This is a genomic window from Methylobacterium sp. UNCCL125 (assembly GCF_900116795.1).
GTDB lineage: Bacteria > Pseudomonadota > Alphaproteobacteria > Rhizobiales > Beijerinckiaceae > Methylobacterium > Methylobacterium fujisawaense.
The window spans coordinates 104,445-122,789 of the sequence record NZ_FPBW01000018.1; the positions used below are offsets into that span (position 1 = coordinate 104,445).

19 protein-coding genes are annotated in these 18,345 nt (G+C 71.8%); 7 read left to right on the top strand and 12 right to left on the bottom strand.

Annotation, left to right across the window (positions count from 1 at the left end; all coding sequences use genetic code 11):
- Positions 1-36: 36 nt before the first annotated feature.
- Both BM396_RS19130 and BM396_RS33405 read left to right on the top strand, forming a co-directional pair.
- Positions 37-276, top strand: coding sequence for a type II toxin-antitoxin system VapB family antitoxin (locus BM396_RS19130; RefSeq protein ID WP_043383521.1), 240 nt, complete (start codon positions 37-39; stop codon positions 274-276).
- A gap of 175 nt (positions 277-451) precedes the next feature.
- Positions 452-676, top strand: a complete 225-nt coding sequence (locus tag BM396_RS33405; protein ID WP_236961524.1) for a type II toxin-antitoxin system VapC family toxin — start codon at positions 452-454, stop codon at positions 674-676.
- A 4-nt stretch (positions 677-680) separates the two neighbouring features.
- Here the strand turns inward: BM396_RS33405 and denD are convergent, their stop codons facing one another.
- The 5 genes from denD to BM396_RS19160 all read right to left on the bottom strand — a co-directional run bounded on the left by denD (position 681) and on the right by BM396_RS19160 (position 6,409).
- On the bottom strand, positions 681-1,658 hold the full coding sequence (gene denD / locus BM396_RS19140) for a D-erythronate dehydrogenase (protein ID WP_043383522.1): 978 nt from the start codon (positions 1,656-1,658) through the stop codon (positions 681-683).
- A gap of 28 nt (positions 1,659-1,686) precedes the next feature.
- Positions 1,687-2,961, bottom strand: a complete 1,275-nt coding sequence (gene otnK / locus BM396_RS19145; RefSeq protein ID WP_043383525.1) for a 3-oxo-tetronate kinase — start codon at positions 2,959-2,961, stop codon at positions 1,687-1,689.
- Complete coding sequence (gene otnI / locus BM396_RS19150) at positions 2,958-3,740, bottom strand: 2-oxo-tetronate isomerase (RefSeq protein WP_043383527.1); 783 nt, start codon at positions 3,738-3,740, stop codon at positions 2,958-2,960. Before otnI ends, otnK begins: the two co-directional genes overlap by 4 nt.
- A gap of 167 nt (positions 3,741-3,907) precedes the next feature.
- Positions 3,908-4,816 carry an L-threonate dehydrogenase gene (gene ltnD, locus BM396_RS19155; RefSeq protein ID WP_043383555.1) on the bottom strand — a complete coding sequence of 303 codons (909 nt, stop codon included), beginning with the start codon at positions 4,814-4,816 and terminating at the stop codon, positions 3,908-3,910.
- A 270-nt stretch (positions 4,817-5,086) separates the two neighbouring features.
- A complete protein-coding gene (locus tag BM396_RS19160; protein WP_043389484.1) occupies positions 5,087-6,409 on the bottom strand; it encodes an MFS transporter in 1,323 nt (440 codons plus the stop codon).
- A gap of 354 nt (positions 6,410-6,763) precedes the next feature.
- Between BM396_RS19160 and BM396_RS19165 the strand changes: the two genes are divergently transcribed.
- On the top strand, positions 6,764-7,771 hold the full coding sequence (locus BM396_RS19165) for a LacI family DNA-binding transcriptional regulator (RefSeq protein WP_043347788.1): 1,008 nt from the start codon (positions 6,764-6,766) through the stop codon (positions 7,769-7,771).
- Complete coding sequence (locus tag BM396_RS19170; protein WP_043389486.1) at positions 7,768-8,448, top strand: 3-oxo-tetronate 4-phosphate decarboxylase; 681 nt, start codon at positions 7,768-7,770, stop codon at positions 8,446-8,448. Before BM396_RS19165 ends, BM396_RS19170 begins: the two co-directional genes overlap by 4 nt.
- 181 nt (positions 8,449-8,629) lie before the next feature.
- On the opposite strand, the gene glyS is transcribed toward BM396_RS19170, so the two are convergent.
- The 3 genes from glyS to BM396_RS19190 all read right to left on the bottom strand — a co-directional run bounded on the left by glyS (position 8,630) and on the right by BM396_RS19190 (position 12,205).
- On the bottom strand, positions 8,630-10,729 hold the full coding sequence (gene glyS, locus BM396_RS19180) for a glycine--tRNA ligase subunit beta (protein WP_043389489.1): 2,100 nt from the start codon (positions 10,727-10,729) through the stop codon (positions 8,630-8,632).
- Between the two features lie 52 nt (positions 10,730-10,781).
- Positions 10,782-11,225 (bottom strand): DUF3828 domain-containing protein, encoded by a 444-nt coding sequence (locus tag BM396_RS19185; RefSeq protein WP_043347783.1) that lies wholly within the window; start codon positions 11,223-11,225, stop codon positions 10,782-10,784.
- 68 nt (positions 11,226-11,293) lie between these two features.
- The gene (locus BM396_RS19190; protein ID WP_043347781.1) at positions 11,294-12,205 is read right to left on the bottom strand and encodes a glycine--tRNA ligase subunit alpha; all 912 of its coding nucleotides are present in this window, start codon (positions 12,203-12,205) and stop codon (positions 11,294-11,296) included.
- A gap of 189 nt (positions 12,206-12,394) precedes the next feature.
- Here BM396_RS19190 and BM396_RS19195 point away from each other — a divergent pair, with 189 nt between their 5' ends.
- Entirely contained in the window at positions 12,395-12,844 is a 450-nt protein-coding gene (locus BM396_RS19195; protein WP_043389491.1) for a GNAT family N-acetyltransferase, read from the top strand.
- Between the two features lie 148 nt (positions 12,845-12,992).
- A complete protein-coding gene (locus tag BM396_RS19200; RefSeq protein ID WP_051044690.1) occupies positions 12,993-13,271 on the top strand; it encodes a hypothetical protein in 279 nt (92 codons plus the stop codon).
- Positions 13,272-13,361: 90 nt separating this feature from the next.
- Here BM396_RS19200 and BM396_RS19205 read toward each other — a convergent pair whose 3' ends face one another.
- The 4 genes from BM396_RS19205 to BM396_RS19220 form a co-directional block, all read right to left on the bottom strand.
- Entirely contained in the window at positions 13,362-14,966 is a 1,605-nt protein-coding gene (locus BM396_RS19205) for a Na+/H+ antiporter (RefSeq protein WP_043389493.1), read from the bottom strand.
- A gap of 426 nt (positions 14,967-15,392) precedes the next feature.
- On the bottom strand, positions 15,393-15,911 hold the full coding sequence (locus BM396_RS19210; protein ID WP_051976369.1) for an MmcB family DNA repair protein: 519 nt from the start codon (positions 15,909-15,911) through the stop codon (positions 15,393-15,395).
- A gap of 117 nt (positions 15,912-16,028) precedes the next feature.
- On the bottom strand, positions 16,029-16,805 hold the full coding sequence (locus tag BM396_RS19215) for a cobalamin-binding protein (protein WP_043389495.1): 777 nt from the start codon (positions 16,803-16,805) through the stop codon (positions 16,029-16,031).
- A complete protein-coding gene (locus BM396_RS19220; RefSeq protein ID WP_043347771.1) occupies positions 16,805-17,326 on the bottom strand; it encodes a DedA family protein in 522 nt (173 codons plus the stop codon). The genes BM396_RS19215 and BM396_RS19220 overlap by 1 nt, the downstream gene beginning before the upstream one ends.
- A 136-nt stretch (positions 17,327-17,462) precedes the next feature.
- Here BM396_RS19220 and pdxY point away from each other — a divergent pair, with 136 nt between their 5' ends.
- Positions 17,463-18,311 carry a pyridoxal kinase PdxY gene (gene pdxY, locus BM396_RS19225; protein ID WP_043347770.1) on the top strand — a complete coding sequence of 283 codons (849 nt, stop codon included), beginning with the start codon at positions 17,463-17,465 and terminating at the stop codon, positions 18,309-18,311.
- Positions 18,312-18,345: the final 34 nt, after the last annotated feature.

Genomic DNA, 18,345 nt, shown 5'->3' on the forward strand with positions numbered 1-18,345 from the left:
AGACACTGGCCTCCGTGCGTCTACACGGGGGCTGCCATGCCGCTCAACATCCGCAGCGAAGAGGTGAATCAGCGCGCCGAGAAGCTGGCATCGCGGACGGGCGTGAGCAAGACCGAGGCGGTGCGACCCGCGCTCAAGAACGGACTGGCGCGGCAGAACGCGGAGCGCGAGACTTTCCTGGAGCCGGTCAAGCCGATCCAGGACAGGTTGGCATCCAACCCGTCGACGGGCCTCAAGGCGGATGAGGCCTTCTACGACAGCCTGAACGCCGCGTGATGTTCGTCGACGCGTCCGCCAGCATGGCGATCGTCGCCGGCGAGCCGGGACATTCTGCGCTGATGGATCGGTTGCGCGACAGTCCCGTGCGGCTCACGAGCGGCGTTGCCGTGTATGAGGCGGTGCTCGCCATCACCCGGCTCCAGGCCGTCTCGCCCGAAGTCGCCAAGAGATCGTGGACGATTTTCTGGCCGCCACAGGCGTCACGCGGGTCCCGATCGCCGAAGCGGAGACGCGCCTCGCCCTCGCGGCCCACGCCCGCCACGGCAAGGGCCGCCACCCGGCGCGCCTGAACCTCGGCGACTGCTTCGCCTGTGCCTGCGCGCGGATGCACGGCGTGCCGCTGCTCTACGTCGGCGACGCCTTTCCGCAGACCGACATCCGCTCCGCCCTGGCCTGACGCCTCAGCCGCCGTGGAACTCGGCCACGTGCTGGGCCACGATCGCGTCGAAGGATTCATCCGCCCGGAAGCCCAGAGCCAGGGCCGCCTCCGGCTCGAAGGCCTCCGGCCAGGAGCCGACGATCCGCGCGATGGTCGCGTCCGGCGCGCGCCGGATCAGCGCCACGGCCTTGTCGCCCGCCGCGCGGCGCAGGGCCTCGATCTCCTCGGCGACCGTGGCGGAGACGCCCGGCATGGTCAGGCTGATCCGGGGCCCGATCGCCGCGAGGTCGAGCCCGGCGGCGTGGACGAGGAAGCCGACCGCCGCGGCGGGGCTGGCGAACCAGTGCCGCACCGTGTCGGGCACCGGCAGGATCGCCTCCTGGCCGGCCAGCGGCTCGCGGATGATGCCGGAGAAGAAGCCCGAGGCCGCCTTGTTGGGCTTGCCCGGCCGCACGCAGATGGTCGGCAGGCGCAGACCGATCCCGTCGAGGAAGCCGCGGCGCGCGTAGTCGGCGAGCATCAGCTCGCCCATGGCCTTCTGCACCCCGTACGAGGAGGCTGGGCGCAGGATGTGGTCGTCCGGGATCACCTTGGGGAAGGGCGGCCCGAACACCGCGAGGGATGAAGTGAAGACGAGCTTCGGACGGTAGCCGTCCGCCGCGTTGGCCGCGCGGATCGCGTCGAGGAGCAGGCGGGTGCCGTCGAGATTGACCCGGTAGCCGAGTTCCAGGTTGGCCTCAGCCTCGCCGGAGACCACCGCGGCGAGGTGGAAGATCACCCCCGGCCGCCCGGCGATGGCGGCCTCGGCGGCACCCGGGGCCGTCAGGTCGGCGGCCTCGGCCCGCACCGGGCCGGAGAAGCCTTCCGGCGCCGCGGGCGGGACCACGTCGAGCAGGGTGAGGGCGCTGAGCGTCTGCCCGCCAACCTGGCCGTCCTTCACCAGGGCGTCCACGAGGCGGCGGCCGATCATGCCGGCGGCACCGAGAATCAGGGCGTGCATGGGAAACCTCTCGTCGGAGTATGCGGCCTCAGGCCATCATGTCGAGGGCGCGGCCGAAGAAGTCCGGGCCGCCGAAATTGCCGGATTTGAGGGCGAGCAGCATCGGCTCCGGTCGCCCTGCGGTCCGCAGCACCGGTACGCCCGCGGCGATCTCCGGCCCGAGCAGGAAGGCGGTGAGGCCCAGCCGGTCGACCACCGACCCCGAGGTTTCGCCGCCGGCGACCACGAGCCGGCGCACGCCGCGGGCGACGAGGCCCTCGGCGATGGCGGCCAGCGCCGCCTCGATGGCATGGCCAGCCGCGTCGACCCCATGCGCGGCCTGGAGGGCGCGCACCGCCTCGGGGGGTGCCGAGGACGCGATCAGCACCGGGCCTGCGGCGAGCCGTTCCGCCGCGAAGGCCAGGGCCTCGGCCACCACGTCGGCGCCGGCGAGCAGCCGGGCCGGGTCGAGGCGCATCACCGGCATGATCTTCTCCGCCGCGGCGACCTGCTGGAGGGTCGCCTGCGAGCAGCTGCCGGCGAGGCAGGCGGCGGCCCCGCCCACCGGCTCGCCCACGGCGGCCCCGGCGGCATCCTGCGTGCCGCGCCCGTCGGCCACCAGCGCCCGGGCGAGCCCGAGCCCGAGGCCGGACGCACCCACGGAGAATTTCTCGGCGATGATCGCCCGCCCGAGGGTTTCAAGATCGCTGTCGAAGATCGCGTCCGCGATGGCGGCGCCCTTGCCCTCGGCCGCCAGGGCCTGGAGGCGGGCCGCCACGGCCTCCGCACCCCGGGCCACCGTGGCGGTGTCGACCAGGCCGACCGGGCTGGCGCTCTGGCGCCCCAGCACGCGCACGAGGTTGGCGTCGCGCATGGGGTTGAGCGGATGGTCCTTCAGGGGACTCTCGTTCAGCGGCACGGATCCGACGAACAGGTTGCCCTGGTAGACGCTGCGCCCGGTCTCCGGGAACGCCGGGGTCACGAGCGCGATGGCCGCGCCGGCCTCGGCCCGCAGGGCGTCCATCACCGGGCCGATATTGCCCGCATCCGTCGAATCGAAGGTCGAGCAGACCTTGAACATCACGTGGGCCGCGCCCCGGGCCCGCAGCCAGGCTTCCGCCTCGCGGGAGCGGGCCACGGCCTGGTCGGCCGGGATCGAGCGGCTTTTCAGCGCCACCACCACCGCGTCGGCCTCCGGCAGGGCGCGGCCCTCTTCAGGCACCCCGATGGTCTGGATCGTGCGCAGGCCCGCCTTGGTCAGGGTGTTGGCGAGGTCCGAGGCGCCCGTGTAGTCGTCGGCGACGCATCCCAGCGCGAGGCTCATCGGGCGCTCCCCTTGTAGGCGGCGAGCCAGCCGAGGCCCGCGACGGTGTCGGCGGCCGGGATGTACTCGCAGCCGACGAAGCCGCGGTAGCCGAGCCGGTCCAGCTCGTCGAACAGGAAGAAGTCGTTCATCTCGCCGGTTCCGGGCTCGTGGCGCTCGGGCACGCTCGCCGTCTGGACGTGGCCGATGATCGGCATCAGGGCGCGCAGCCGCATGGTCACGTCGCCGTGCAGGATCTGGCAATGGTAGAGGTCGAACTGCAGCTTCAGGTTCGGCAAAGCCAGCTCACGGATCAGGTCCGCGGCGCGGCCGAAATCGTTGAGGAAGTAGCCCGGCATGTTCCGGCCGTTGATCGGCTCCAGGACGAGGTCGAGGCCGGCGTGGGCGAGCCGCTCGGCCGTCCAGGTCACGGCCCGACGGTAGGATTCGGCGGCCTTGGGATCGTCCCAGGGGGCGAGGCCCGCCATGAGGTGGAGCCGGCCCACGCCCGTCGCCTCGGCGTAGCGGAGCGCCGTCTCGACACCCGCCTTCAGCTCGTCGAACCGCTCGGGGAAGGCGGCGATCCCGCGCTCGCCCCCGGCGAAGTCGCCCGGCGGCAGGTTGAACAGCGCCTGGGTCAGGCCGTTCGCCCGGAGCCGCGCGCCGATGGCCTCGGGCGGATGCTCGTAGGGGAACAGGAACTCCACGGCGTCGAACCCGGCGCGGGCCGCAGCCTGGAACCGGTCGAGGAACGGCACCTCATTGAACATCAGGCTGAGGTTGGCGGCAAAGCGCGGCATTCTTTTGGGACTCCCTGCCCGATCCTTAGAAACGCGACGATCCGCTCAGCGGACCACGATCCAACCCAATCCCCGCATCCTGAGGTGCCGGAGCGCAGCGGAGGCCGCGAAGGCGGCGCGCTGGCGCGGGCACCTCAGGATGAGGAAGCGGGTGGGATCAGGCCTCCTCAGGCCGTCCCCGGCAGCTTCGCCCCCGAGACCTGCGCGTAGAGCCGCGCCACGGAGGCGTCGTCGTCGCGGCCCATGCCGGCGCCGGACGCCATCAGGAACATCTGGAGCGCCGCGGCCGCCACCGGGACCGGGTACTTCTCCGCCCGGGCCATGTCCTGCACGATGCCGAGATCCTTGACGAAGATGTCGACCGCGCTCTTCGGGCTGTAATCCGCGTCCAGGATGTGGGGCACCCGATTCTCGAACATCCAGGAATTGCCGGCCGACTTGGTGATCACCTCGTACACGCGCCGGAGATCGAGGCCCTGCTTGGCCGCGAAGGCCATCGCCTCGCAGGCGGCGGCGATATGCACCCCGGCCAGCAGCTGGTTGATCATCTTGAAGGCCGCGCCCTGGCCGGCCGCGTCGCCGAGCTCGTAGAGCGTGCCCGCCATGGCATCGAGGGCGGGCCGCGCCTTCGCGAAGGCCGCCGCCGAGCCCGAGGCCAGGAAGGTCAGGCCGCCCTCGGCCGCGCGGGCGGCGCCCCCGCTCATCGGGGCGTCGAGATAGTGGCGGCCGGTGGCCTCCAGCCGGGCGGCGAGCGCGCGCGCGACGGCCGGATCCATGGTGGCGGAGGAGACGAACACCGCGCCCTCGGGCATCGCGGCAGCGGCCCCGTTCTCGCCGAACAGCACCGCCTCGGTCTGGGCGGCGTTGACCACCACGCTCACCACCACGTCGGCGTCCCGGGCCGCCTCGGCGGGGTTCGCGGCGCCCCGGCCGCCGGCGGCGGCGAAGCGCGCCACCGCCTCCGGGTTCACGTCGCAGGCGGCGACCGAGAAGCCCGCCCGCAGGAGCGAGCCGGCCATGCCGGAGCCCATGGAGCCCAGGCCGATCACCGCGGCGCGGTGTGTTGCTTTGGTCATCGGGGGCGGCTCCTGCATGGACTGGGAAGGGGGTTCGTTACGTCGCGTAGGGTGCATCCGGAGCCGCGCGTCTCCCTCCCCCCTCTGCGGGGGAGGGTGGCCCCCGAAGGGGGTCGGGAGAGGGGAGCGACGGTGCAGAAGGGAGCGTCAGCCTCCGTGAAGGTCGCACCCTTTCCTGAAACCGGGTTCCCCTCTCCCGACCCCTGCTGACGCACGGGCCACCCTCCCCCGCAGAGGGGGGAGGGAGACCGGCGCGCTCGGCTCGAAGCCTCAGCGGTTGACCATCCGGGCCGGCGTGACGAACACGCAGACCGAGCCGACCACCAGCATCGCGGCGAGCGCGTACATGCCGGCGGCGGTGCTGCCGGTGGCGTCGCGCAGCGCCCCGATCACGTAGGGGCTGACGAAGCCGGCAAGATTGCCCACCGAGTTGATCAGGGCGATGCCGGCCGCCGCGCCGGCGCCGCTGAGGAACGCCGTGGGCAGCGACCAGAACAGGGGCGAGCAGGTCAGCACGCCGGCCGCCGCCACCGAGAGGGCCGCCACCGCGATGGTGGTCGAGCCCGCGCTCGCCGAGACCACGAAGCCGACGGCGCCGAGCAGGGCCGGGACGATCAGGTGCCAACGGCGCTCGCGCATCCGGTCGGCGCTGAGCCCGAACAGGACCATCACGATGGCCGCGCACAGGAACGGGATCGCGCTGATCAGGCCGATGTTGAGATTGCCCTGCACGCCCGACGCCTTGACGATCGTGGGCATCCAGAAGGTGAGGCCGTACTGCCCGGTCACGAATGCGAAGTAGATGAGGCTCATGAACCACACGCGGCCGTTGCGGAACACGGTGGCGATGGAGTGCGGGCTCGATTCCTTGCCCCGGTTGTCGGCGGCGATGTCGCGCTCCAGGAGCTCCTTCTCGGCGTCGCTCAGCCACTTCGCCTCGGCCGGGCGGTTGTCGAGGTAGAAGAACACGGCGAGTCCGATGAGCACCGCCGGCACCGCCTCGATCAGGAACATCCACTGCCAGCCGGACAGGCCCTGGGCGCCGTTGAACGCGTCCATGATCCAGCCGGAGAGCGGGTTGCCGAAGATCCCCGAGATCGGGATCGCCGCCATGAACACCGCGATCACCTTGGCGCGGCGATGGGCCGGGAACCACGACGTCGTGTAGAGGATCACGCCCGGATAGAAGCCGGCCTCGGCCAGCCCGAGCAGGAAGCGCATCCCGTAGAAGCTCCACTCGGAGTTCACGAACAGGAAGGCGCCGGAGATGATTCCCCAGGTGATCATGATCCGGGCGATCCACACCCGCGCGCCGACCCGGTGCAGGATCACGTTCGAGGGCACCTCGAACAGGAAGTAGCCGAGGAAGAAGATCCCAGCACCGAGGCCATAGACCGTCTCGGAGAACTTCAGCTCCTGGGACATCTGGAGCTTGGCGAAGCCGACATTCACCCGGTCGAGATACGCCACCACGTAGCAGAGCATCAGGAACGGCACGAGGCGCCAGAACACCTTCGCGTAGGTGCGGTCGGCGAAGGACTTTTCGTCCGCGGGCGCGGTGGCGCCCCCCAGCGGAGCGGCTTGGACCGGCATGGCGTTCTCCCTCGCCCATACGCTCGCGCGGATGGGCGGATCATGGTCTTCACCGCTCGTCGGGCGGCGCTGGGGCGGTGCCATATCGCCTTTTGGCAGCGCTGCCAATCCGGTTGTGCGACATAATGCAGGCCGCTATGTCAGGGGTCGGATCGCTGAGGACGGTCTTCCCAATTGCACCCTCATCCCGCGGTGGCGCAGCGCAGCGGAGGCCTCGAAGGAGCCCTCCAGGGAGCGCCGCGCCCTCTAAGGACCTTGTCCTTCGGGGCCCGGTCGCGCGGGCATCACGCGATGAGGGTGCGGATGGGCGATGCGACGGACGTCATCAGAGACCGCGCCGGGAGAAGCGGGGCCATGGACGAATTCCAGCCGCCGGGGCGGCTCGTGACGCTCACCGACGTGGCCCGTGAGGCCGGGGTCGGCGAGAGCACGGTCTCGCGGGTCCTGCGCAACCACGGCTCCTATTCCAAGCGCGCCGGCGCGCGGGTGGCTGAGGCGGTGGCCCGGCTCGGCTACGTGCCGAACCGCCTCGCCGGCAGCCTCGCCGGCCAGGGCGCGAGCGCGCGGCTCGTGGGCGTCGTCATCCCGTCGCTCGCCAACGTGGTCTTTCCCGACCTGCTGCGCGGCCTGACATCGGCGCTCGACGCCGAGGGCATCCCCTGCGTGATCGGGGTGAGCGAGTACGATCCGGACCGGGAGGAGGCGCTGGCCGCCGCGCTCCTGTCGTGGCGCCCGGCGGCGCTGCTGCTCACCGGGCTGGAGCACAATCCCGGGACGGTGGCCCTCGCCAGGGCCGGGGGCGTGCGCGTCGTCGAGATGATCGACACGGATGGCGACGGGATCGACACGGTGGTCGGGTTCTCCAACCGGGCCGTGGGGGCGGCGAGCGCCCGCCACCTCGTCGCGCGGGGCTACCGCCGCATCGCCTATCTCGGCCACGACTTGCGCATAGACGTGCGGGCGGGCAAGCGGCTGGCCGGGTTCGAGGAAGCCCTGGCGGAGGCTGGGCTGGCGCTCCAGGCCCAGGAGATCCGGTCGGGGCCGTCCTCGCCGGCCTCGGGGCGGGCGGGGCTGGAGGCGCTGCTGGCGCGCCACCCGGATCTCGATGCCGTCTACTTCTCCAACGACGACATGGCGCTCGGCGGCTACTTCGCCTGCCTGGCGGCGGGGCTCGCGGTCCCGGGACGGATCGCGCTGTTCGGCTTCAACGGGCTCGACTTCGCGGCGGCGATGCCCCAGCCCCTCTCGACGGTGCGCACGCCGCGCCTGGAGATCGGCCGGCGGGCCGCCGCCTGCCTGACCGATCAGAGTCCAAAGAAAATCGATCTCGGGTTCGAGCTGATCGAGGGAGCGACCGCATGAGCGACGAGAGCCGGCTGCGCGAAGACATCTGCCGCTACGGCCGCTCGCTGTTCGAGCGCGGCCTGACGCCGGGCTCGTCCGGCAACATCTCGCTGCGCCTGCCCGACGGCGGCTGGCTGGTGACGCCGACCAACGCGTCCCTCGGCTTCCTCGACCCGGCGCGGATCTCCCGGCTGGACCAGCAGGGGCGCCTCGTCTCGGGCGACAAGCCCACCAAGGAGATCCCGCTGCACAGCGCGCTCTACGAGAGCCGCAGCGAAGCGAAGGCGATCGTCCACCTGCACTCCACTCACGCGGTGGCGGTCTCGATGCTGCCGGAGATCGACCCGCGTCAGGTCCTGCCGCCGCTGACGCCCTACTACCTGATGCGCACCGGCGGCACGGCGCTGGTGCCCTATTACCGACCCGGCGACCCGGCGGTCGCGGACGCGATCCGGGGGCTCGCCGGCCGGTACAGTTCGGTGCTGCTCGCCAATCACGGCCCGGTGGTGGCCGGGGACAGCCTGGAGGGCGCGGTCTTCGCCACCGAGGAGCTCGAGGAGACCGCCAAGCTCTACCTGCTGCTCCGCAACCTCAACCCGCGGCAGCTGAGCCCCGGGCAGGTGGCCGATCTGGTGAGCCATTTCGGCCTGACCCTGCCGGAGCCGGGGGACCATGCCGGGCACGATCACGGGTGAGGGTGGCCCTCAGTGGTCTGTGCGAAGGCGCAACGCGCCCCCTCTCCCATGCGGGAGAGGGTCGGGGTGAGGGATCGGGTCTTTCCGGTGAGGTCGCACCCCTCACCCTGTCCCTCTCCCGCACGGGCGAGGGGACCCGCGCTCCGTTCAGATGGCGATTGTCCGCGGGGAAGGCTCCGCCTCACCCCTCGATCTTCGCGAACTCCGCCACCTCCCGCGTCGCGGCGCGCAGGGCGTTGAGCAGAGCCAAGCGGTTCTCGCGGAGCTTCGGATCGGGCGCGTTGACGGTGACGTCTTGGAAGAAGGCGTCCACCGGCGCGCGGAGCGTGGAGAGCGCCTGCATGGCCCCGGCGAAATCCTCGCGGGCGACCGCCGCCGAGGCGGTCGCCCGGGCCTTCGCCAGCGCCTCGGCCAGCGCCCGCTCGGCCGGCTCGCCCGCGGCGGCGAGGGCGGCGTCGGGCGCGGCATCGTAGGCGCGGCCGTCCTTCTTCTCCTCGATGCGCAGGATGTTGGCCGCGCGCTTGTAGCCGGCCAGCAGGTTCTTCCCGTCCTCGGTGTCGAGGAACTGTCCGAGCGCCTCGACGCGGCGCACGACCATCAGCAGGTCGTCCTGGCCGGGCAAAGCGAAGACGGCGTCGATGAGGTCGTGGCGGGCGCCCTGGTCGCGGAGGTAGACCTTGAGGCGGTCCGCGAAGAAGCCGAGGAGATCCCCGGCATCCGCACCGGCCCGCCCGGCGAGGCCGCGATCCGCCGCGCCGACCTGCTCGAGGAGGCGCAGGCGCAGGCCGCGGTCGAGGATCAGCCGAATCACGCCCAGAGCCGCCCGGCGCAGGGCGAACGGGTCCTTGCTCCCCGTGGGCTTCTCGTCGATCGCCCAGAACCCCACCAGCGTGTCGAGCTTGTCGGCGAGCGCCACCGCGATGGAGACCGGATCGCTCGGCACCCGGTCGGAGGGGCCGAGCGGCTTGTAATGCTCCTCGATGGCCGCGCAGACGCTGTCGTGCTCGCCCTGGAGCGCCGCGTATTTGCGGCCCATCAGGCCCTGGAGCTCGGGGAACTCGCCGACCATCTCGGTGACGAGGTCGGCCTTGGCGAGACGGGCGGCGCGCTCGGCGAGCGCCGGATCGGCCCCGACCAGAGTCGCGAGGTCCTTCGCGAGCGCGGCGATGCGGGCGATCCGCTCGCCCTGCGTGCCGAGCTTCTCGTGGAAGACGATGCTGTCGAGCTTCGGCAGCCGATCCCCCAAGCGAATCGCCTTGTCGGTTTCCCAGAAAAACTTCGCGTCCGACAGGCGCGCCCGGACCACCCGCTCGTTGCCGGCTGTGATCGCCCGGCCGCCGTCGCTGGCGACGAGGTTCGAGACCAGGATGAAGGCCGGCGCCAGGTCCTCCGACCCGCTCTTGCGCAGGACGAAGCACTTCTGGTTCGCCCGGATGGTCGCCCGGATCGCCTCGGCGGGGATGTCGAGGAAGGCCTCGTCGAAGGAGCCCATCAGCACCACCGGCCATTCCACGAGGCCCGACACCTCCTCCAGCAGCCCCTCGTCCTCGACGAGGTCGAGGCCGCGGGCGAAGGCGAGGTCGCGGGCATCGTGCAGGATCACGTCCTTGCGCCGGTCGGCGTCGAGGATGACCTTCGCCCGCTCCAGGGCCTGGATGTAGTCGTCGAACCGGCGCACCTCGATCGCCTCCGGGGCGAGGAAGCGGTGGCCGTAGGTCACCGTGCCGGCCGCGATCCCGCCGACCGCGAACGGCACGACCTCGGGGCTCTCGGTCTCCGGCCCGAAGGTCGCGACGATCGATTGCAGCGGGCGCACCCAGCGGAGGGACCCCGGCTCCGCCGAGGCCGCACCCCAGCGCATGGATTTCGGCCAGGGGAAGTTCTTGACGATCTCGGGCAGGAGCTCGGCCAGGACGTCCAGCGTCTCGCGGCCGGGCCGCTCGATCACCGCAAGGTAGAATTCGCCCTTCTTGGGATCGGTGACGGTCGTGGCCTGATCGAGGCTCGTCAGTCCCGCGCCCTTCAGGAAGCCCTGGACGGCCGCCTCGGGGGCGCCGACCCGCGGGCCGCGGCGCTCCTCACGCACGGCCTCGCCCCGGGCGGGGAGGCCGGCGATGTGCAGCGCCAGCCGGCGCGGCGTCGAGAACGCCTTGGCGCCCTCGTACAGGAAACCGCGCGCCACCAGGGCGTCGGTGACGAGCTTTTTCAGATCCTCCGCCGCGCGCCGCTGCATGCGGGCGGGGATCTCTTCCGAGCGGAGTTCGAGCAGGAAGTCGGGCATGGCGCGGCCATATCGCCGCGCCGCACCCCTGTCGAGGGTCGACGGCCCAGGCTCAGCGCGCCTCGCCCTTGAGGATGGTCGTGAGCTGCCACTTGCGGTCGCCGATCGCGTGGGCGTCGGAGACCTTCCAGCCGCCATCCTCGCGCACGAGGTCGTAGACGATCGCCTTCGAGCCGTCGCCGCCCTTGCGCTCCACCGTGACCTTCGCCTGGTCCTTGCCCTCGGTGGCCTCCTTGAAGGTCAGGTTCTTCACCGTGTCGGGCTTCAGGGGCTCGCCGTTGAGGCGGTAGTCGAAGTCGAGGTTGCCGGTGGCACCGTTGGCCTGCTTCGCGTCGGCGTCGAACAGGCCCTGCAGGCGCTTCGAGTACACGGAGGAGTGATTCGGGTGCGGCTCGGCGTAGAGCTTCTTGACCGTGGCCTCAGGCCCGGGATCGGCCGCCAGCGCGGGGGCGAGGCCGAATCCGAGGAGGCTGAGGGCGAGGATCGTCTTCTTCATCACGAGGTTCCCGCGTCTGCGGACGCGCCGGAGCGCGCCGGTTGGCGGGGGTTGCAACGCGCGAAGGCTCAAGGGGCTCCGCCGGCCGCGGTCTTCAGCCACGCGGCCCCGCAGGCCTTGGCGAGTTCCCGCACCCGCAGGATGTAGCTCTGGCGCTCCGTCACCGAGATCACGCCGCGCGCGTCGAGGAGGTTGAAGACGTGGCTGGCCTTGATGCACTGGTCGTAGGCCGGCTGCGCCATCCGGTGGCGCTCGCCCTCCGCGGCGGGCGCGCCCGCCGCGAGGTAGGACCGGCAGGCCGCCTCCGCGTCGGTGAACTGGCGGAACAGCATCGTCGTGTCGGCGGACTCGAAATTGTGGCGGGAATATTCCTGCTCGGCCTGCAGGAACACGTCCCCGTAGGTGATCCGGTCCGCACCCTCGGCGCCGTTGAAGTCGAGGTCGTAGACGTTCTCGACGCCCTGGACGTACATGGCGAGCCGCTCCAGCCCGTAGGTCAGCTCGCCCGCCACCGGCGCGCACTCGAAGCCCGCGACCTGCTGGAAATAGGTGAACTGGCTGACCTCCATCCCGTCGCACCAGCATTCCCAGCCCAGGCCCCAGGCGCCGAGCGTCGGGCTCTCCCAATCGTCCTCGACGAAGCGGATGTCGTGGAGCTTGAGGTCGACGCCGATGGCCGCGAGCGAGGCGAGGTAAAGCTCCTGCAGGTTGGGCGGGTTCGGCTTCAGGATCACCTGGAACTGGTAATAGTGCTGGAGCCGGTTGGGGTTCTCGCCGTAGCGGCCGTCCTTGGGCCGGCGCGACGGCTGGACATAGGCCGCCTTCCAGGGTTTCGGGCCGAGCGCCCGCAGGGTCGTGGCCGGATGGAAGGTGCCGGCGCCGACCTCCATGTCGTAGGGCTGGAGGATCACGCAGCCCTGCGCCGCCCAGAATTCCTGAAGCGTCAGGATCAGACCCTGGAAGGATTTCTTTTGGGACATGGGTGTCGGAGGCTCGGGCTCGCGCGGCGGCTCGGGCCGCTGGCGGGCCGGTTTAGGTGCGGGCGGGCAGGGGTGCAAGGCGCGGGTGTCGGGTGAAGGCGATCGGGTGACGGGTCTTCGGCGCCGGCGGCCCGGGTTGCCTGTCCGGGCCGGATGAGGTCCGATCCGTCCGGACCAGCGGAGAGAATCATGGACAGCAGCCTCGCGATCCGCCGGATCGGCGCCGGCGACCGGGATGCTTGGCTGCCGCTCTGGCGGGGCTACCAGGCGTTCTACAAGGTCGACCTGTCGGACGCCGTCACGGAGACGACCTGGCGGCGCCTCAACGACCCGGCCGAGCCGGTCGACGGAGCCCTGGCGTGGCGCGGCACGGAGGCGATCGGCCTCGTCCACCACATCCGCCACCGCTCGGCCTGGACGGTCGGGGATTACTGCTACCTCCAGGACCTGTTCGTGGCGGACGGCGCCCGGAATCTCGGGATCGGGCGGCGGCTGATCGAGCACGTCTGCGAGGCCGCGAAAGCCGCCGGCTGCTCCCGCGTCCACTGGCTGACGCACGAGACCAACACCGACGCGATGCAGCTCTACGACCGGATCGCCGAGAAATCCGGCTTCGTGCAGTACCGCAAGATCCTCTGAGGGCCCGCGCCCCAGGTGCGGCGGGACACGCAAGCGTGGCGGTTTTTGGGCAATACCGGGAACCGCCAAGCCAACGGCCAAGTTATCGCTGCAACAGGGGATCTCGGCACCTCAGCGCTGCCGAACGCAATACGACGGACCACTCGTCATGTTCAATGCTCGCACCCGCAACACCTTCGGCCGCAAGAACATCGCCGTCTTCGCCGCGCTCGCCATCTCGTCGCTGGCCGCGACGCCCGTCGTGATGAGCGCCAGCCGCGCGCTCGCCACCTCCGAGGACCAGCCGGTGGCCGCGACCCTGCGGGTCGAGCCGGTGGACGTCGCGCCCGTGGCGGTGGCGCCGAAGTCCGAGGGGACCTGCCTGCGCAAGGTGCGGGTCGTCTACAGCGGCTACGGCCAGCCGGCGGACGGCTGCGCCGCCCATTGAGGAGCCGCACCCCGGCCGGGCACGGCTCCAGGCCCCTGCTTCGACGCGCTCTCCGACGCCGGACGGGATCCCACTTCGGCGGAGAGCGTCCTAGCCATGGGCCGGCGCGGTCCCGGCCAGACGCTTGAGATGGAGCTCTTCCAGATCGATCTCCGTTTCCAGCTGACGCAGCACCGAGCTGTGGACCCGGTTCTGCCGGTGCAGGTCGATCAGCGCCGACCGGCCTGACCGCACGGCGAGCAGCGCGGCGGCGAAGTGCTCGTTCTTCTCGGCTTCGAGCGCCGTCCGCTCGTCCCGGTCCCGCGAGGAGGCCCGGACCCGGCGACGATACTCCTCCACGAGGCGCGGGTGCTGCAGCGCCCCGGTCTCGGGGAACACCAATCCCTCCAGGGCGGCGAGTCCCGCCTCGTTGACGACGACGCGGGCCATGGGCGCGTCGAGATGGCCGTCGGGCAGGTGCGCCACGGGATCGAGGCGGAGCCGGCGGATCAGCGGCCCCAGGGTCGTGCCCTGCACCAGCACGGTGAATAGGATCACCACGAAGGCCGCGACCAGGATGGCGTCACGGCCGGGGAAGTCCACCGGCAGCGCCAGGGCCGCCGCGAGGGTCACGACCCCGCGCATCCCGGCCCATCCGACGATCAGCGGCACGGCCGGGTTCGGGGAGGGTTCCCGCGCGCGCAACCGCGGCGACAGGAGCCGCCGCAGGTAGACGGCGGGAAACACCCAGAGCAGGCGGGCGACGACGCAGGTGGCGGTGACGGCGAGCGCCAGGGGCAGCCCCGCCGAGAGCGACCCGTACTCGCCGCCGGTCCGGGCCAGCACGCCGCGCAGCGCCAGGCCGATCAGCACGAAGACCAGGGCCTCCAGCACGAACACCACGAATGCCCACACCGCCACGGAATGGCGGCGGGCATGGGCGTCGAAGGTCTCGTGCTCCCGGCCGCCCATCATCAGGCCGCAGGCCACAACCGCGAGAACGCCGGAGGCGTGGACCTCCTCGGCCGCGAGGTAGGCGACGTAGGCGGCGAGGAAGCTCAGCACCGTGATGGCGTTTGCGTCGTGCAGCCGCCGCATCCCGGCGTTCACCGCCAGACCGCAGGCGAGCCCGACCGCGACGCCCGCCACCGCGAGCCACGCGAAGCTGCCGGCCGCCGCCCAGGCGCTGAAGCTCCCCGTCAGCGCGGCCGCCACGGCGAAGCGGTAGAGCACGAGGCCCGAGGCGTCGTTGACGAGGCTCTCGCCCTCCAGGACCGTGATCATCCGGCGGGGCAGGGCGACCCGGGCCAGCACCGCCTTGGCGGCGACCGCGTCCGGCGGCGAGACGATGGCGCCCAGGGCGAAACAGGCGGCCCAGGGCAGGGCCGGCACCACCGCGTGGGCGACGAGCCCGACGATCAGGGTCGTGAACAGGACCGCCCCGAGCGAGAGCGACAGGATCGGGCCGAGGCTCGCCCGGAAGTCGCGCCAGACGGTGAAGTAGGCGGATTCGAGCAGGAGCGGCGGCAGGAACAGGACCATGATCAGGTCCGGGTCGAGCGTGAAGGCCGGCAGGCCCGGCACCACCGCCAGCGCCATGCCGCCGATGACCAGGGCCGCGGCCGGCGGGAAGCCCAGGCGCCCGGCCGCCAGCGACAGCAGCAGGGCCGCGCCGAGGAGGCCGAGGATCAGCTCGAACAGGGCGACGGAGGTCATCGATGAATCGGGCTCGGCGCTGGATCGGCGGGAAGCGCGGCCGTTCTACGCAGATTTCAATCGTCGGTGGAATACCAGTGCAGACGTACCAGACCGAACCCCGCCGTCCATCGCCAATCGGTCGTCTGCGCGATCAGCCGCCCTGCGCGGCCTGCCAATCCAGCGTGGATGTCCTTTTCGCAGATGGCGCATCGCTCGTTCCCGCGATCCTCGGGAACCGGTGGGAGGCCGCCCTGCGGTTCATGACGCGATCGAACGTATCCGAGTCCGCGCATCGTCCGCGCCTCGACCACGTTCGGCGAGACAGCTGCCGCTCGCGTCGCCGAAAGCTGCTCGGCCACCGCCGACGCGACGGATGGGTCCAGCGTCGTTCAGCCGTCCCGGGCGGTCCGTCGCGTCGGCGCGAATCCGGCCGCCGGCCGTATCCTACAGCGCCCCCTCCCGCACCGCGCCCGGATCGGCGAGCGCGTGGAGGATGCGCGCGGCGCTGTGGGCGAAGCGGAGCGTCACGGCCTTGCGCCGGGCGCCGTTCAGCGGATGCTCGGGCGCCGCACGCAGGATTCCGGCCCCGTAGGCATCCGCGACGATCAGGCCGCATTCCTCCGGGATCAGGGATTCGGGCACGTCCTCGGGGATCGCGAAGTAGAACCGGTCGCAGAAGTCGCGGTAATCCGGCCATTTCCGGTCGGCGCGGAAATCCGCCACGCTCGACTTGATCTCCACGATGGTGAGCTTCCCGGCGCCGCACAGGGCGATCACGTCGGCGCGGCGGCCGTTGACGAGGGAGAATTCCGGCAGGGTGACGCAGCCCATCTCGGAGAACAGCCGCCGCACGCCGCGCTGGATGCGCAGCGCCGTCGGCGACTGCCGCCGGTCGGGCGGCAGGAGCGCCTCGGCCACCGGGGGCGGAGAAGCGGAATCGGAAACGCCGATGGAAGCGGACATCAATCTCGGGGAATGCGCCTGTGCCGAATCGGGACATCCTGCCAATCCGGGCGCCGTCCGTCACCTGCGGCGCGGCATCGCCCCGGGGCAATCATCCAAGGCGGTCACCCGAGGCGGTCATCCGAGGCAGGCCCGGATCGCGTCGAACCCGTCGGTGAGCGCGGCCGGGCCGGGCTGCAGGATCAGCGGCGACTTGATCTCGTGGATGCGCCCGTCGCGCACGGCCGGGATCGCCGCCCAGCCGGGTCGGGACCGGATGCGGTCGACATGGACCCGCTTGCCGCACCACGAGGCGAGGATCACGTCGGGCGCGGCTTCGATCACCTGTTCGGGCGTGACGATCCGGTCCTGCGCGGCCGGCTGCCGGCTCAAGGCCGGGAACACGTCCCGGCCGCCCGCGAGGCCGATCAGATCCGAGACCCAGCCGATGCCGGAGATCATCGGCGCGTCCCATTCCTCGAAGTAGACGCGCAGGGTCGGCCGGTCCCGCACCGTCGCGGCGGCCTCCGCCAGCCGCGCCTCGAAGCCGGCCGCCAAAGCCTCGGCCCGTTCGGGCAGACCGACGAGGGCGCCGAGGGTGCGGACCATGGCAAGGCAGCCCGCCACGTCGCGCTGGTTGAACAGGTGCACCGCCACGCCGGCCCGGGCGAGGTCGGCGACGATGCCGGCCTGGAGGTCCGAGAAGGCCAGGACGAGGTCCGGCGCCAGCGCCAGGATCTTCGGGATGTCCGCGCTGGTGAAGGCCGAGACGCGCGGCTTCTCCTTCCGGACCCGGGGCGGGCGCACCGCGTAGCCCGAGACGCCGACGATCCGGTCCTCCGCACCCAGCAGGTACAGAGTCTCGACGGTCTCCTCGGTGAGGCAGACGATCCGCTCGGGCGGGAAGCGCCGCATCAGCGATGGAACCACGTGAGCAGCCCGGCCCCGGGGGCCAGCAGCACGAAGGCCCAGACCAGGGCGGAGGCGACGTTGGCCAGCTGGAACGGCAGCCGCGCCAAGCCGAGGATGCCGGCGAAGAGCGGCACCAGGGCCCTGGCCGGCCCGAAGAACCGCCCCAGCGCCACCGCGGCGATGCCCCAGCGCCCGATGAAGGCCTCGGCCTTGGCCATGAGCTCGGGGTAGCGCCGCAGCGGCCACTTGGTCTTGGCCCCCGGTCCGAGCCAGCGCCCGGCCTCGTAGGAGATCCAGTCGCCGAGCGCGGCGCCCACCGCCGCGGCGATCACCACCGGCCAGAACGGGATGTCGGCGCCGCCGACGAGGGCGCCGATGCCGACCAGGATCACGGTCGCCGGCACGAACAGCGACAGGACCGCGATCGATTCGCAGAAGGCGAGGCCGCCGGCGATGAACGGCGTCCAGGCCTTGTGCGCCTCCACGAAGGCGAGGGTCGTGGTGCGCAGCGCTTCGATGTCCATGGGGCTCTGAACGGGGCTCGGCGGGTGGGAGGAGGGTCGGTCCCATCTGAGGCGCGCGGGGGAGGGCGGCAAGGGATAGGGGTGCAGGCGGCGCGGGAACCGGCTAACCGTAGCGGGACAACGAGCGAGTCCCGCGTTGAACGTCCTGTCGATCCAGTCCCATGTCGCCTACGGCCATGTCGGCAACGCCTCGGCGGTGTTTCCGATGCAGCGGCTCGGGGTCGAGGTCTGGCCCGTGCATACGGTGCAGTTCTCCAACCACACCGGTTACGGCGCGTGGCGCGGCCCCGTCTTCGACGCGGCGATGATCCGCGAGGTGGTGCGCGGCATCGGCGAGCGCGGCGTGCTCTCCACCTGCGACGCGGTGCTGTCGGGCTACATGGGGTCGGCCGAGATCGGCGCCGCGATCCTGGAAGCGGTGGACGCCGTGCGGGCGGCGAACCCCCAAGCGCTCTACTGCTGCGACCCGGTGATCGGCGACGTCGAGGAGGGCGTCTACGTGCGGCCCGGCATCGAGGCGTTCCTGCGCGAGCGCGCGGTCCCGGCCGCCGACATCCTCACCCCCAACCAGTTCGAACTCGGCCTCCTCACCGGCCTGCCGAGCCGCACCCTGGCGGAGGCCGCAGCCGCGATCGCGGCGCTCCAGGCGCGGGGGCCGCGGGTGGTCCTGGTCACCTCGGCGCTCTGCGCCGACACGCCCGCCGACAGCATCGACCTGCTCGCGGGCGCGGAGGGGCGGGTGTTCCGGGTCCGCACCCCGCGGCTCGCCATCGCGGTGAACGGGGCGGGAGACTGCATCGCGGCCCTGTTCCTGGTGCACTATGCCCGGACCGGCTCGGCCGAGGCGGCGCTCGGCGCGGCGGCGGCCTCGATCTACGGGCTGCTCAAGCGCACCGCCGAGGCAGGATCGCGGGAGATCCTGACGGTGGCCGCGCAGGAGGAATACGTGAACCCGAGCGCGCGGTTTCCGGTCGAGGCGGTGTGAGGGCACGCCCTTCGGCCGGGCCCGGCGAGAGCAA